This window comes from Gryllotalpicola daejeonensis (assembly GCF_039538145.1).
In the GTDB taxonomy this organism is placed as follows: Bacteria; Actinomycetota; Actinomycetes; order Actinomycetales; family Microbacteriaceae; genus Gryllotalpicola; species Gryllotalpicola daejeonensis.
Genome location: NZ_BAABBV010000001.1, coordinates 1749819 through 1764778, shown reverse-complemented (window position 1 = coordinate 1764778; position 14960 = coordinate 1749819). Strand labels below are relative to the sequence as shown.

The window sequence follows — 14960 nt, the reverse complement described above, 5'->3', positions numbered from 1 at the left end:
CCGCAGCTAGCTTTGAGCCAGCGCCGGGCGTGCGGCACAACGACGACAAGGGGTGGGCAGTGAGTGATCTGAAGCTCGACGTGGCGCGGCTGATACAGCTGCGCGATGACCTGCAGAACGTGATCAACGAGTTCAACGACGCTGAGGACTTCAGCGGTGTCGTCGCAGATGCCACCGGGCACGACGGGCTCGCCGGCGAGGTGCACGACTTCGCCGGGAAGTGGAACAAGAAGCGCAAGCAGATGGCCGCCGATGTCCAGGCGCTGCACGACCAGCTGGCCGCGATCACCGACGGCTTCACGAAGGTCGACCAGGGCCTCGCCAAGGCGCTCGAACAGTCCTCGAAGGGGAAGTGACATGGCCGACGCGGAGTACCAGCCCCTCACGGGCGACCCTGACCTGATCGAGACGAAGGCGGCGCACTACGCGCAGATCGCCGCGGCGATCGACCGTTCCGTCCGCTTCCTCAACGCCGTGCGCGACATGGACGGCATGACGAGCAAGGCCGTCTCGGCCGTCTCTGGCAAGGCCGGCGACGTCTCGGACGACATCGCGAAAGCCTTCGACCGCTACAACGACACCGCTCAGGCGCTCACCGGTTACTCCGGCCTGCTGCGCGAGGCGCAGGCCGACGCGACTGCGGCGATCACCGACATCGAGCAGAAGCAGAGCGCGGCGGATGCCGCGAGCCGCGCCGCCACGACGGCGCAGCAGAACCTGCAGGACGCCACCGACGACACGAAGGACGACGCTCAGACGGCGGCGACCAAGGCGGCGACCGCCGCGTCGGACGCCAGCGCCGCGCTGCAGGTCGCGCAGGCCGCGTGGCACGCCGCGTGGAGCAAGAAGAACGACGCGGGCAACGCCGCCAAAGACAAGATCACGGCCGTCGTCACCGGTCCGAAGAACCACGGGCTCAAGGACCCCGGCGGCTGGGGCCACATCCTCGGGGACTTCTTCAAGGCGGCGTTCGAGGTGTTCCGCAAGATCTGCGACATTGCAGGCATCCTCGCGATCTTCTTCTCCTGGGTGCCGATCCTCGGCGAGGTGCTCATGGTGCTGGCCGCGGTCGGCGCGATCATCGACCTCGTGACGACGATCGTGAACGGGGGCAGCTTCTGGGACATCCTGCTCGCTTCGGCGAACGTCGTGCTCACGCTCGTCGGCGGCAAGCTGATCAGCGAGCTCGCCAAGGGCGTCAAGATCGCCTCGACGGCGAAGGTCACCGAGAGGCTGCTCAGTGAGACCTCCGACGTCAAGCGCATCTCGACCGAGGTCAACCGCATCTCGGGCATCGCCGGCCGCCACGCGGAGGGCGCCGTCAACTTCGGCAGCCGCCAGGACGCGATCAAGTACCTCATCAAGACTCGCGAGTCGGTTCCGGGCTTCGGCCAGATGACCGCCAACGCCTTCAAGAAGTCGTTCGACCCGAGCTTCGGCGGCAAGACCATGAAGCAGGTGTTCATCGACAGCATGAAGAACAACTTCACCCCCAAGGGCCTCGTGAGCGACGACTTCAACAAGATGATGCGCGTCGCGTTCACGAACTCGACCGGCGTCGGACTCAAGCTCAGCGCGCAGACCCTCGGGGTGGTCGGGCTGCAGGTCGGCAAGGACACGGTCGACGTGGTGCGGCAGTACGAGAAGGGCGATGACGAGTGGGGCCACGGCCTTCCGGGGCTCGGCAAGGGCTACGGCAAGCTTCTCGGCATCGGCAGCACCGTCCAGGCGACGGGCGGCGCGTTCAGCGACCTGGGCCACGCGGGCGCCAAGGTCGGCGCCAAGCTGCACTATGAAGCCGCTACGCTCAGCCATTAGCGGGTGACCACGGGGGTGCAGATGGGCTCGACCAGACGTGACGTCGAGAGTTTCGACTTCGGCTTCGAACGCGACTGGTTCGCGATGCCGTCCGAGTACGGCGAGGGCGAGCTCTGGGCCCGCGACCTCGTCGAACGGCTGCTTCCTGATGCGGCGCCCGATGACGTCGCGGCCCGCGCGCTGAGGTTCCAGCTCGCGCGCGTGCACCAGAACCTCGCGGAGATGCCGGTGCTCGACCTGACGGGGGTCGTCTGGGTGCCCGAGCCCGAGAGCGGCTACGCGGGCGCCGTCGCGGGCTTCGCGCTGTCAGACCTCACCTCCGAGGACTCGCCGGAGGCGGTCGTCGCTGCGGCCGAGGCGAGCCGCGGCCAGATCATCAACGGCAGCAGCTACCTCGAGGTCGAGCCGTGGCGTGGCGAGATCGAGGGGGTCGGGCCGTTCGTCGGCGTACGCGAGCTGCTGTCGCATCCCGATGAGGACCAGCCCGGCACCACCGGAATCGAGGAGCGCGCCGTCTATACGGTCTTCCCGACCGGGGCGGCGCAGGCCGTGCAGATCTTCTTCTCCGCCGAGAGCATCGCCTCGTTCCAGGACATCAGGAAGCAGACCCAGCCGATCGTCGAGACGCTGCGGGTGAAGCTCGTGGGGGTCCCCGCGTGAGCCTCGCGCAGGCAGTCCCGCGCACCCTCGCCGGCTTCACGGTGATGCTGCCCGGCACGTGGGAGATCATCCCGATGACCACCGAGGACGAGGTGCGGGCCCGCGTCTCTGCGCTCGTGAAACGGCAGCTGCCCAAGGCGGACCGCCTGGCGAGCCTGCGCCGCGACGCGCGCGAGCGCACCCTCGAGGCGGCGCTCGGCGCGCTGAAGATGGATGCCGTGGCGTTCGCGATGGCACTCGAGATGCTGCCCGGTGTGCCCTTCGGAGCGTCTCTCATCGGCTTCGCCCCTGGGTGGCCGCCCGCGGCGCCCGAGGGCGACGACGGCGTCGTCGGCCGGCTGCGGCGCGCGCTGCCCCAGGCCGAGGTCTTCGAGCACGCTCTCGGGGCGATGGGCCGGTACTCGACCGTCGTGACCGAGCAGGCCGGCGAGCAGGAGTTCCCCGCCCTCGACCTCGAGTATTGGATCGCTCGTGACGGCGGCCAGCCGATCGTCTTCATGGTCTCGATTCCGATGTCGCCGGACGACCGGCTGATGACCGAGTTCTTCGATGCGGTCATGGATTCCATCCGATGGACTGAGGAGCCGTGACGGGGCCGCGGCAGCCCGCGGCCGCACCTCGACGGGCCGGCCGCACGTGGGGCCTGGTGCTCTCCGTTCTGGGCGTCGTGGCGACGCTGGTTGCGCTCGTCGTGACCCTGTTCGCTCCGAACGCCATGGTGGTGCTGGTTCTCGTGCTCGCCGCCGCCTGCCTGCTCATTCCGGGCGAGCAGCTGCGTCGCGGCGTGATGATGGTCAACCCAAATCCGCCCGCAACGGCGCTGCCGACGGCATCCGTCATCTCTCGATTTCGCCCGCTCAGTCTGCGCTGGCACGCGATCTGGGCCGCTCTCGGGTTGCTTGTCTGCCTCGTGCTCGTGCTCGTACCGGCTCTCGAGAGCCTGCTCGGCCGGGTGATCCCGCCGTTCGGCTATGCGCTCGACTTCGCCTGGAACTGGCTGATCATCGGCTGGTTCGGGTGGGCGATCGAGGCGGCGGCGCTCGCGTCTCTCTATAAGAAGGCGCATTACCTCAAGGTGACGGGGCGCGCGGGCGATCGCATCGGGCGCGGCGCGCCCCGGGCGGCGCTGTGGCGGTTCATCACCTACCGCTGGCGCCTCGACCTGTGGGTCGCCGGCGTCGGCGGTGCGGCCTTCGGCCTCGGCCTCGTCACCCCGGCGCTCGCCGATCCGCGCATTCCCGGCGACGTGGCCTCGGCGCTCGGCTTCAGCGGCCTCATGCTCGTCGTCGGCGCGGGCGTCTTCGCGGCAGGGCTGTGGATGTCGTCGAACTACTGGAAGGCGGGCCGACCGCTCGGCTCGGGCGAATCGTATTCGTGAGCGGCTCGGGCATGGGGAGTGCTCCCCGTTCCCACCGCTTGCCCTACTGGCTAGCTTGGTATCAACAACAAGCCGGTCGGCCAGGGGGCCATCGCCAACGAACAACACGGTTCGGTGGGCGCGGGCTTGCCGACAACCACAAAAGGGGAGTAACTCATGGCCAACTTGAACGTCACGTACGGCGACATGACGAGCGCTGCTCAGCGCCTGACCGCCGGCAAGGACGACATCACCGCGAAGCTGCACGAGCTGCAGGCTCTCGTCAACAACCTCGTCAGCGGCGGCTTCGTCACCGACACCGCGTCGGGTGCCTTCCACAGCTCGTACGAGCAGTTCACCAAGGGCACCACGCAGGCGGTCAGCGGCCTCGACGGAATGTCGCAGTTCCTGACCAAGGCTGCCGACGCGCTGCAGAACGTCGACCAGCAGCTCGCCCAGGGCATCGGCGGCTGATCGCCACCGCGTGCGCTTCACGAGGAAACGGGCCCGGTTCGCCGGGCCCGTTTTCTTGTGCGCCGTTGTCGATTGGCATCCTGTTGCCGCGCGCATGACGAGCACGTGCCGCGCACGTGACGCGGCGACCGGCGGCTACTGCGTGTGCGAGCGTACCGTCACGACAAAGCTGCCGAGCTGCAGCTGCGAGCCGGGGGCGATCGGCGAGGTGCGCCCGGGCTCGAGCACTGTCACGGCGCCCTCCGGCGTGATCACCGCGATGCCGTTCGTTGAGTGCAGGTCGGTGACCATGAGGTGGTCGAGCTGGGGCACGAGCAGCGCGTGGGTCTTCGACAGTGACTTCGCCGGGTCGGAGAGCGGCAGCAGCTGGGCGCCGGGCGCGGCGTCCGTCGCGGTGGGGTTGCGGCCCACGAAGGTCGCACCGCTGAGCGTCAGATTCGATCCGTCGGCGAGGACGAGCGACCAGGTCGGCGCGGGGACCGACGCTGGGCGCTGCACCTGGGCGGGTGCGGTCGCCGGCGCCGCAGCAGGCGGCGCAGGCGGTGCGGCCGGCCCCTTCGGCATGGGCGGGCGGAAGCTCGGGATCGTCGGGCCGGTGGCATGGCTCGGGTTCGGCGTGAACAGCGGCATGCCGCCCGGGACAGCCGGCACGTGCTCGCGCTCGGGAACCCCATCGGGCGTCTTAGGGGGAGGCAGCAGCCCAGGGGGCGGCTTGATGTACCCGTCCTGACCAGACATGCCGCCCACTATATGCGGCTGTAGCGGTAGTCAGAGAGCCTCCGCCGCACCCAGGTCATGCCGTCGCGCGCGTGCTCGAGTACGGCGTCGATGTCGGCCCACAGTGCGTCGGCGGCGTCGTCGGCCAGCTGGCCCGCCGCGAACACCGCGTGGTCGACGCGGCGCGCGATGGGGCCGAGCACCCCGGGCTGCACGGCGACCCCCGACTCCGCGCTCGCCGTCTCGTAATGGGACACGAGCTGAGTGCGGGTGGCGACGTGCCCCGGGCGGTCGAGGCCGAGCTCGCGGAATCCGCTCGCCAACTCGGCCCACGCGCCGGCCGCGCGCCGGTCGACGGAGCCGGCCGCGCGCTTGCGTCGCCGTCTGCGCCGCAGCACCCACACGACCAGCAGCGGCACGAAGACGATCGCGGCCAGCAACAGCACCCCGCCGCCGGTGAACCACGCCCACGCGGGGATCTGGAATCCCTCGTCGTGCTTTCGCTTGTCCTGATCCTTGGTCTGCACCGGGGTCAGCAGCTGGTCGTCCTTCGGGTGATCGCGCGGGGGCTGGCGCACCTGCGGCTGCGGGATCACCTTCGGCTTGACGGTCTGCTCCTTCGGGGCGTCCGTCTTGGTGGGCGTCGGGAAGAACGGCACCCAGCCGACGCCGTCGAACGCGACCTCGTCCCATGCGGTGACGTCGTTGCCCGTGATCGGCACCTCGCCGGCCTTCTTCGGCACCTTGGCGCCGAGCACGACGCGCACGGGGTAGCCCAGGGAGTGCGCCATCAGCGCGAACGCTGTGACGTACTGCTCCTGATCGCCGACCATGGGCTCTTTCGTGAGCAGGTCGTCGATGCGGTCGGCGCCCTCGCCGGCGCGCGACGGCACAGGGTCGCTCGCGCGGCCGTGGCTCAGATAGCCCTGGTTCACGAGCGACTTCTGCAGGTTCTGCATGGTCTGCAGCGCGGTGGTCGCTCCGCCGGCGTACTGCTTCGCCGTGCTCGCGACGACATCGGGAACGCTCGACATGGGCGGCGAGTCGATGTGCGCGGCCGGCACTGCGACGAGCTGCTTGTCGTTCGGCACCTTGAGCGACGTCACGTCGAGCGTGTAGCTGAGCCCGGATTTCACGCCGGAGGTCAGCGCGATGGTGCCGGTCTCGCTGTTGACGCGCACATTCTGAGACAGGGATGCCGCGTCGGGCCCGCTGATCGAGAGGCCGGTCGGGTAGCTGGCGTCGGGCAGCCAGACGCCCGAGTAGTCCTTGATCGTGACGGTGGCCTTCGATGTGCCGCCCGGGGTGAACAGCGACGGCTGCGGCAGATCGCGGCCGAGCAGCCGGAAGGCGCCGGAGCCCGACGCGGTGCCTGCATTGCGGGCGACACTCCAGACGACGCCGTCCCAGCTGTCCATCGTGGCGATGCGCACGTACGACCCCGGCGCCATGCCGTCGACGGTGAAGAGGGTCTTCTTCATGTCGTCGTTGACGTACTTGCGGAAGGCGGCGAGCGGGCTCGGATAGTCGAGCGGGTCGAACGGCGGCACCACCTCGTCGCGCGCGACCACTCGCTTGGCCACCGGCGGCTGCAGTGCAGCGCCGGCGAGGCCGCCCGCGAGCAGCGCGCCGATCACGATGGTCGCAACGCCGATGAGCTTGCGGCGGCCGGAGTCGCCGCTGCCCGCGACGTTCGCCGCGGCATCCGCTGCCGAGCGCCAGCAGACCCAGACCAGCGCGACGCCCGTGAACAGCACGCCACGCACGCCGGCGAGGAAGGTGAGGTGCGTCCCCAGGATGATCGTCGCGATCAGCAGCGCGAGCGGCGCGATGACCGCGATGACTCGGCGCAACGTCGAGCCGGTGCCCGCGCGCACGGGCCAATAGAGCACGATGGCGGCCGAGATCGCCGCTGCCGCCCAGCTTGCGACGTATGCCAGCACGGGAATGTACGGAGGTGCTTGCAGCGGGATGGTGAGGGTGACGGCGTCGGACCAGCCGAACACGGCGCCGCGCGCGAGGCCGTCGAGTGTCTCAAGGTTCGGCAGCACACCGAAGGTCGCGACGCTCGGCATCGCGAGGGCGCTTCCGAGCAGGAAGTAGAGGAAGATCGCGATCACGACCGAGGTCACGAGCGACTGCTTCAGCCAGCGGCCGAGGGTGATCGCCCCCGCGCCGACGACGAGGCCGCCGAACGCGGGCAGCGCGAACACGGCGCCGCCGTACATCGGCTGGAATCCGAGGGCGGCGAGGGCGACGAGCACGGCGACGACGCCGAGCTCGATGAGCTGGCGGCGGCTCACTGGCGGGTCCCCAATCGCGAGAGCATGAGCGGCAGCTCACGCAGGGTGGTGACGGATGCCACGGTCACCGGCCCCGAGCGCCGCATCACGGTCTCGCCGGCGACATCGGCACGCACGGCCGTGAACACGGTGTCGTGGTTGAACAGCGTCGCGACCGAGCGCAGTTCGGCAGCCGGCGCCTGCGAGCCGACGACGAGCAGCACGACGCTCGGCTGAGCGTGCCGCGCCGCGAGCCCCCGCACGACCTCGCGCAGCGGCTTCGCCCCGCGCTTGACCGGCTCGATGCGGCAGGAGTCGTCGAGCAGCGAGACGGGCGAGACGGTGTGCGTGACGCCGCCGTCCCACCCGGCGACGATCTGGTTCTCTTCGCCGATTACGTGCAGACCGACGGATGCCAGCACCGAGACCGCGAGCTCGAACTCGTCGTCGTTCGCGTAGTGCGCGGCGTCGGCGCCGAGCACGAGCAGCATCTGCGAGCGCCGGGTCTCCTGGTACTGGCGCACCATGAGCTGCCCCGTGCGCGCCGAGGTGCGCCAGTGTACGTTGCGCATCGAGTCGCCCTGCTCGTAGGGACGCAGGGCGTGGAACGCCAGGTCGCTGTTGGTGATGGTCTTGGTCGCCTGGCCCTCGAGGTCGCGCACGAGGCCCTGCGCCGACGCCTTGAGGCGCGTGGTGAGCGGGTGCACGAACAGCTCGATGCGATCGGTCCACGTCTGGGTACGGCGCAGCAGACCGAGCTGGTCGCCGCGCACCGAGGTCGCCGGGCCCGCGAGGATGAGGGCGCGGCGGTGCGTGGGAACCGCGAAGAGGTCTTCGTGCTCCTGCCCCGGCGTGAGCCGCGGCAGCTGGAACTCGGCGTGGGCGGCACCCACCGGCAGCTCGATGCGGCTCGGCAGCACGGGTCGGGTGCCCGAGTTGGTGACCGCGATGCGCCCGAGCGCACGGCCGCCGACGACCACACGGCGCGGGTTGAGCTCGACGGTGACCGCATAGGTGGTGCGGCCGATGGCGTACACCGAGGCGATCGCGAGCGCCGCGGTCAGCGTTATTCCGATGAATAGCAGTTCGGACCAGTGGAGCAGGAAACCGAGGATCAGGCATCCGATCGCCCCACCGATCACGATGCGGCCCGCAACGGGCACCGTGTTCGCCGCCGCGCGGCCAGCCTGCAGCGCCGGCGCAGCCGCGCGCGTGACGGGCTCGATGTAGCGCATCGAGCGCGTCGACAGCGCGGCCAGCCGGCTCGTGAAGCTGCCGGCCAGCGTGCTCGCTGCTTCCCCCAGTGTCGACGTCACGTCAGGCGACCCTCGTGGTCGGCGGCGCGACGGCCGCGAGGGCGCGCTCGACGATGTTCGCCGCGGTCACGCCGGTGAACTCGGCCTCGGGGTCGAGGATGATGCGGTGCGCGAGCACCGGCACGGCGAGCGCCTGGATGTCGTCAGGGGTGACGTAGCTGCGGCGGTCGGAGAGGGCCCAGACCTTCGCCGCGCGGGCGAGCGCGAGCGCGCCGCGGATCGAGACGCCGAGTGCCGCGTCCGAGTCCGTGCGGGTGCGCTCGACGATCTCGCTGAGGTACTGCATGACCGCGGCGTCGGTGTGCACCTCGGCGGCGAGCTGGATCATCGAGGCGATGACGGATGCCTGGATGATGGGCTTCACCGCGTCGGAGCGCGTGCGGTTCTGGGAGTCGAGCAGCAGATTCACGGTCGTCTGCCGGTCGGGGTACCCGAGGCTCGTCTTCACGAGGAAGCGGTCGAGCTGCGCCTCAGGCAGCGAGTAGGTGCCGGCCTGCTCGACGGGGTTCTGCGTGGCGATCACCATGAAGGGGGTGCCGACGGGGTGCGGGGTGCCGTCGACCGTCACGACGCCCTCCTCCATCACCTCGAGCAGCGCCGACTGCGTCTTCGGGCTCGCGCGGTTGATCTCGTCGGCGAGCACGACCGAGGCGAACACGGGGCCGGGGTGGAACTGGAACGCGCCGTTCGACTGGTCGTAGATCGTGACGCCGGTGACGTCGGAGGGCAGCAGGTCCGGGGTGAACTGGATGCGCGACTGTGTGCCCTCGATGCTGTTCGCGAGGGATTTCGCGAGCACGGTCTTCCCCGTGCCCGGCACGTCTTCGAGCAGCACGTGGCCGCCCGTGAGCATGCTCGTGACGACGAGCTTGATGACGTCGTGCTTACCGAGGATCGCCTGGTCGAGGTTGGCGATCAGCTGCGCGACGGCGTCGGCGAACCAGTCGGCCTGCTCCTGGCTTACGGGCATGGTGGTGTCCTTGTCTCGAGGGTCATTTACTGAAGTCCACGACGTTGCTCTTGTCGCCGTCGACGGTCACGTAGGTATTGGATTTTCCGCAGTGCTTGTCGTAGGCGCCCAGGCTCGTCGTGTCCTGGGTGCCGTTGCCGCTGCCGTTGACCGTGAACTGCAGAGGCGTTCCGAGTTGAGACCCGCCGCAGAAGTAGTTGATCGTGTGGGACGAGTTGGCCGGGAAGTTCTTCAACGTGACTTTGTAGTAGTAGCAGCCGCCGTTCGGGCAGTCACCGTCGATGTTGTGCTTCGTTCCCGAGGTCTCGACCGAGAACGACTGCGGCGGCGGGACGACGTACACCGTGTTGGACATGATGTAGTCCGAGGCGCGGCCCGTCGCGTCACTCACCGCACGCACGTGGAACGAGTAGGCGACCTTCTTGCCCTGCGGGTCCGTCGTGCGCGCCCCACCCGATGCGGACGTCGCGGTGGTCGTGTGGTCGCCGTCGAACAGGTACTCGTAGTGGATGCTTCCGCCACCGGTGTCCGTGACCTTGGACCACGTCATCGTGATGTTGGACGGCGAATAGAGGTTGTTGTCGCCGTGGATCGTGACGTTCGTCGGCGCTGCCGGGGTGCCGTAGGGCGTGACGGAGGCGCTCCATGCGGATTCGTCGGACCAACCGTCGGCGTTGTGGGCCGCCACCGTGAACTTGTAGGTGTCGCCGTTGGTGAGACCGGAGATCGTCAGCGCCCCGGGGTCGTCGACCTGCCACGTCTTGCCCGTGTTCGAGGTGATGCGGTACTTGTCGATCGTCTTGCCGTTATCTGCGGGTGCGCTGATCGTCATCGTCGCGCGCGTGTCGTCGGCCTTGACGTTCTGCGGCGCGCTCGGCTTCGACGGCACATCGTGGATCGTCACCTGGTACTGGCCGATCACCTGCGCGGTGCGGGCCGGGTCTTTCGTGGCGTCTTCGACGTGGTACGTGATGTTCACGTTGCCGGGCGCTGCGCCGCTGTCGGCCTCGACGGTGATCGAGGTGCCGGTGTGGGTGACCTTCACGCCCTTCGGGGCGCTGACGGCCGTGGCATCCGTGATCGAAAGCGGCGTCTCGGGGAACGGATTGACCCAGTATGTGTCGCCCACGGCGTCGTCGAGTGTGATGGACTTGCCGCGCTGCAGTTCGTTGGTCTGCGGCGGGTTCTTCTGCTGGGCGATCGGCCGCGTCGAGCTGGTGACTGTGACGTCGACCTCGCCAGGAATCGAGAACTTCGCCGACTTGACCGTGAAGCGGAACACGGCCGTGGTGTTCGGCTTCTGCGTCACGGGCGCCTGCACCGACAGGGTCGAGCCGTTGAGCTTCGCCGTCACCCCGTTCACGGTCGAGCTCTGCAGGTCGACGTACTGCAGGCTGTTCAGGATCTGCTGGTTCGGGTGGAAGCTCGCGGCTCGCAGGTCGACCTGCTTCGCGTCTTCGCCCGGCTCGATCTGCAGCTTCGGCGGCGTGAAGGTCGGCGGCACGTCGGACTGGTCCTTCGAGCCGACCGTGATCGGGAGCGTCAGCGTCGTGATGCGATCAGCCGTCGCGCCGTCCTCTTTGCCGTCGTCGACGCGGAAGGTGACGGTCGCAGGTCCGCGGTAGTCCTTCGCGGCGGTGAAGGTGAACGAGGTGCCAGAGCCGGTCACCGAGCCGTGGGCCGCACTCGGCGCGCCCGAGAGCGTGGCTGGCCGGCCGGACGGGACGTCGAGGATCTGCCCGAAGCTGAACGTCTTCGACCCGTTCATCTCGACGACCTGCTCCCCGAGGCCGGGCTTGATGCGCGGAGCATCAGTCACCTTGCGCTTCGCCGCGTTCCGGTTCTGGTTGGGCGGCGGCGTCGCGCCCACGCCCTTCGGCGGGATGATGATGAACGCCTTGCCAGTGAGCTTCGTCGCAGGGTCGGTCACCTGGTAGGCGATCACGGTGCGCTTGTCCTGCGTCTTGACCGTCACGTCGCCGCCCTTGCCCGGGCTCGCGAGCCCGGCGTTCGCGCCCGTGGTCTGCACGGTGAGATCGTCGAGCGGGCCGGACGGGTTCGTCGCGCCGTCGAGCGCGTCGAGGGTGACGGATGCCTTACCCTGCGCCGCCTTCGCATCGATGTAGTGGTCAGCGGCGGTCGGGTAGCGGGGCTTCGCGGTCTTCGAGACGGTGATCTGCACATCGGCGCTGTCCTTGCCGCCGTGGCCGTTCGTGATCGTGTAGCTCAGCGTGTAGACGCCCTCGGTCTTCGGGGCGGTGAAGAGCACTGCGGAGCCGTCGGTCTTGACGTCGCTGAGCTCAGGGTCGACCTGACCGAGCTTCTTCTGCAGCGTGATGGGGTAGCCGTTCGGATCCGAGTCGTTGCCGAGCACCTGAACAGAGCCGGTCTTGCCCGGTCGCACCTCGACCTTGTCGTTCACGGCCGTCGGCGACTGCAGGGTCGTCGGGCGTGGGATGACCGCGATGCGGATGAGTCCGACGGCCGTCTTCCCGAGGGCGTCCTTCACCTCGTAGTGGAACTCGTCGGTGCCCGCCCCCGACTCGGCCGCCTGGTACACGAATCCGGTCGCGTTGACGCCGCTCACCTTGCCCTGCTTCGGGTCATCGGTCACACCGTCGAAGAACACCGAGTCGCCGTCGGGATCGATGCCGTTGAGCGGAACGGTGATCGGCACGGTGCTGCCGGCGAAGACCCGGCCGGTGATGGTCTGCGGCTGTGGGGCCTGGTCGGTGCCGGCCGGCAGGACGTTGAAGACGACGGTGCCCGGGGCGGTCTGCCGTCTGTCGTCGCTGATCGTGTAGGTGACGCTGTACGAGCCGGCCTTCGACGGCGCCTGGTAGCGCACGGTCGAGCCGCTGACGAAGGCGATGCCGTCGCCGGCGTGCGCCGTCGACTTCAGCGTCGGGTCGAGTGCGAACGGCTGGTCGTCCGGCGAGTAGTCGTTGTCGAGCACGTCGACAGTGGCGATGTCGCCGGCACGCACGTTGACGGCGTCGGTGACGGCCACGGGCGGCTGGTAGTTCACGAGGGGCGCGACAGGAACGACGGTGATGGTGCCCTTCGCGGACTTCACGCCGTCGCTCACCACGTACTGCAGCTGCACCTGCTTCTCGAGCACGCCGGGCGACGTGATCTTGACGATGGTGTTGTCGAGCAGCTGGAGGTTCAGAGCCCCCGCGTCCTCGTCGCCGGTCACCTGCTGCACCGCCAGGACGCGACCGGAGGGCGATACGTCGTTGTCGAGCGGCGTCACGCTCGTGGTCTGCCCGGGGTGCACGTAGGCGATGTCGTTCACCGCGAGAGGTGCGGCGGACTTGGCGGCCGGGCTGACCACGTCGATGCGGATGAGGCCGTCGACGGCCTTCCGCGCGCCCGCGCCCAGCTTGTAGGTCACGTAGTACGAGCCCGTCACCGTGCCGGTGACCGAGAGCGTGCCCTGCTGCGGGTCGACGCGCACCCGCAGCGAGGGGTCCGGTGACGAGGCATCCTCGAGCTCCAGCGTGTCGCCGGAGGGCGACTCGTCATTCGTCAGGGGCTTCACGGTCAGGGCCTGCCCGAGCGTCGCCTGGGCGAAGTCGGGCACCGCGACCTGCGGCACAGAGCCCTTCTCTTTCACGTTGACCTCGAGGGTGCCCGTGGCCTTCAGCTTCCCGTCGGAGACCGTGTACTGCACCGTCTTCGTGCCTAGCTGGTTCGAGGTGTTGGTGAAGGTGATGTCGCCGTCGGGAGTGAACGACACACTGTCTTGGCTGGTGGCGGCCGCGTTCTCGAGGAAGATGCTGTCGCCGTCGGGGTCGATCCAGTCCTGCAGGACGTTGTAGCTGGCCGACTGCCCGACCTCGACGTCGACCGAGCTCGTGCGGTTGGACTTCGGCGCGTCGTTCACGGCCGGCGCGTGTACGGCGACCTGCACGTTCGCGGCCGCCTCACCGCCGGGGCGCCCATCGGTGACGGAGTAGCGGAACGAGGCGCCCGAGGACCCGGGCGCCGGGGTGAACTGCAGGGCGCGGCCCCCGTCGATCACATCGAGCTTGCCGGCGGCAGGCGACACAGAGACCGAGTTCTCGACGGTGAGGACGTCGCCGTCGATGTCCTGGTCGTTGTCGAGGACCGGAAGGATCGTGGTGCGACCGGCGCGCACGCCGAAGTGGTCGTCCTGTGGCTCTGGCCGGTGCTCGGACTGCCGGTTGGCCGCCGTCGCCGAGTACGGCATCATGATCGGCTCGTCCTCGCCCTTGTCGGACTGCTTCTTCTGCGTCTTGCTGGGCTCGAGCATCTCCCAGTTGCGCACGAGCTTCATGTGCTGCGACACGATCCACGAGTCGCCGTTCTCGACGTTGTTCAGCGCGATGACGCCGTGGTTCACCCGGAAGCGCAGGTCGTCGCCGGAGACCGGCTCGCCGATGTTCTGCGTCACGGGCTGCCCGGTGCCGCACGCATAGAGGTACCGGCCGCTCGCAGCCCACGCCGCGTAGTCGCACCCCTTCAGCTGCACCGGTGCGGAGACACCGGTGGCAGACACCGCGTCCGGCGTCGTGCCGCCGGCCTTCATCGTCGTCGCGTCGCCACCGTCGAGCGGCACGCGATAGAGGCGATCGGATGCCGCCACCAGCACATCGGGGGAAGAGTCGCTCACCTGCTGGAGTTGAAGGCCCGGGTCCGGCAGCTTCAGCGTCTTGTCCGGGGTGCGCAGCCGGGAGCCGCCCTTGTCGAGTACGACGGGCGTGGTGCCGACTGCGGTGATCTGCGGGTCGCCGTCGACCGGCAGCTTGCTCTTCTGAACCGTCGCGCCCGGGTGGACGACCGTGTACAGCGCGTTGTTCGCCGCCGAGACGCCGAAGACCTCGCCCTTCGCGTCGACGACCGCGGCGGCGTCGGCGCCGAGCTTCGCCGCGGGTTTGGTCTTGGTCGGGTCGAAGGCGAGCTGGTTGCTGGCGTCGATGGACCACAGCTCGCCCTTGGGCGAGAGGATCGCGAGGGTGTTGCCGCCGTAGCCGACCCAGGAGTCGTCCGGGATGGTGATCTGGTCGGTCAGGCTCACGTAGGCGGGATCGATCTTCTGCACGGACCCCTTCGAGGCGTCCGTCAGGAAGTAGGCTGCGCCGTTCTGGAGGACGTCGAGGTCGTCTGAGGTGGCGTTGACGGAGGCATCCAGTTCGCCGATCTGGTGATTCAGGCGCCCGCCGAGCAGTTTGCTCGCGTTCGTCACCCACACGTCGGCCGCGTCGAGCTTCACGTCGCTGACGGGGAAGCCCTTGTGCAGCACCGCGACAGCGGTCGGCACACCGGCGACCAGCGCAAGCGCCGCCACCGAGGCGACGGTCTTGTGCTGCTTGAGCCGCGACAGAAGGGTGCTCTTCATC

The 14960-nt window shown here is 68.9% G+C and carries 11 protein-coding genes; 6 read left to right on the top strand and 5 right to left on the bottom strand.

Annotated elements, in window-relative coordinates:
- The first annotated feature begins 59 nt into the window (after positions 1 to 59).
- The 6 genes from ABD736_RS08710 (at position 60) to ABD736_RS08685 (ending at position 4309) form a co-directional block, all read left to right on the top strand.
- Positions 60 to 356 carry a hypothetical protein gene (locus ABD736_RS08710; RefSeq protein WP_344791356.1) on the top strand — a complete coding sequence of 99 codons (297 nt, stop codon included), beginning with the start codon at positions 60 to 62 and terminating at the stop codon, positions 354 to 356.
- A 1-nt stretch (position 357) separates the two neighbouring features.
- On the top strand, positions 358 to 1818 hold the full coding sequence (locus ABD736_RS08705; RefSeq protein WP_344791355.1) for a hypothetical protein: 1461 nt from the start codon (positions 358 to 360) through the stop codon (positions 1816 to 1818).
- A 3-nt stretch (positions 1819 to 1821) separates the two neighbouring features.
- On the top strand, positions 1822 to 2478 hold the full coding sequence (locus ABD736_RS08700) for a hypothetical protein (RefSeq protein ID WP_344791354.1): 657 nt from the start codon (positions 1822 to 1824) through the stop codon (positions 2476 to 2478).
- Positions 2475 to 3068, top strand: a complete 594-nt coding sequence (locus ABD736_RS08695) for a hypothetical protein (protein WP_344791353.1) — start codon at positions 2475 to 2477, stop codon at positions 3066 to 3068. The genes ABD736_RS08700 and ABD736_RS08695 overlap by 4 nt, the downstream gene beginning before the upstream one ends.
- The gene (locus ABD736_RS08690) at positions 3065 to 3856 is read left to right on the top strand and encodes a hypothetical protein (RefSeq protein WP_344791352.1); all 792 of its coding nucleotides are present in this window, start codon (positions 3065 to 3067) and stop codon (positions 3854 to 3856) included. The genes ABD736_RS08695 and ABD736_RS08690 overlap by 4 nt, the downstream gene beginning before the upstream one ends.
- Positions 3857 to 4012: 156 nt before the next feature.
- Positions 4013 to 4309 carry a WXG100 family type VII secretion target gene (locus ABD736_RS08685; RefSeq protein ID WP_344791351.1) on the top strand — a complete coding sequence of 99 codons (297 nt, stop codon included), beginning with the start codon at positions 4013 to 4015 and terminating at the stop codon, positions 4307 to 4309.
- A 135-nt stretch (positions 4310 to 4444) separates the two neighbouring features.
- Here the strand turns inward: ABD736_RS08685 and ABD736_RS08680 are convergent, their stop codons facing one another.
- The 5 genes from ABD736_RS08680 to ABD736_RS08660 are packed head-to-tail and all read right to left on the bottom strand — an operon-like array spanning position 4445 to position 14959.
- Positions 4445 to 5047 carry an FHA domain-containing protein gene (locus tag ABD736_RS08680; protein WP_344791350.1) on the bottom strand — a complete coding sequence of 201 codons (603 nt, stop codon included), beginning with the start codon at positions 5045 to 5047 and terminating at the stop codon, positions 4445 to 4447.
- An 8-nt stretch (positions 5048 to 5055) separates the two neighbouring features.
- Positions 5056 to 7329, bottom strand: a complete 2274-nt coding sequence (locus tag ABD736_RS08675; RefSeq protein WP_344791349.1) for a transglutaminase-like domain-containing protein — start codon at positions 7327 to 7329, stop codon at positions 5056 to 5058.
- The gene (locus ABD736_RS08670) at positions 7326 to 8624 is read right to left on the bottom strand and encodes a DUF58 domain-containing protein (RefSeq protein WP_344791348.1); all 1299 of its coding nucleotides are present in this window, start codon (positions 8622 to 8624) and stop codon (positions 7326 to 7328) included. The genes ABD736_RS08675 and ABD736_RS08670 overlap by 4 nt, the downstream gene beginning before the upstream one ends.
- Position 8625: 1 nt before the next feature.
- A complete protein-coding gene (locus tag ABD736_RS08665; protein WP_344791347.1) occupies positions 8626 to 9594 on the bottom strand; it encodes an AAA family ATPase in 969 nt (322 codons plus the stop codon).
- A gap of 22 nt (positions 9595 to 9616) precedes the next feature.
- The gene (locus tag ABD736_RS08660; RefSeq protein WP_344791346.1) at positions 9617 to 14959 is read right to left on the bottom strand and encodes an Ig-like domain-containing protein; all 5343 of its coding nucleotides are present in this window, start codon (positions 14957 to 14959) and stop codon (positions 9617 to 9619) included.
- Between the last annotated feature and the right edge of the window lies 1 nt (position 14960).

Bases quoted from the DNA above. Each gene is read 5' to 3' on its own strand.
- ABD736_RS08705 (WP_344791355.1), top strand. From the start codon at position 358: ATGGCCGACGCGGAGTACCAGCCCCTCACGGGCGACCCTGACCTGATC.
- ABD736_RS08685 (WP_344791351.1), top strand. From the start codon at position 4,013: ATGGCCAACTTGAACGTCACGTACGGCGACATGACGAGCGCTGCTCAG.
- ABD736_RS08680 (WP_344791350.1), bottom strand. From the start codon at position 5,047: ATGTCTGGTCAGGACGGGTACATCAAGCCGCCCCCTGGGCTGCTGCCT.
- ABD736_RS08665 (WP_344791347.1), bottom strand. From the start codon at position 9,594: ATGCCCGTAAGCCAGGAGCAGGCCGACTGGTTCGCCGACGCCGTCGCG.
- ABD736_RS08660 (WP_344791346.1), bottom strand. From the start codon at position 14,959: ATGAAGAGCACCCTTCTGTCGCGGCTCAAGCAGCACAAGACCGTCGCC.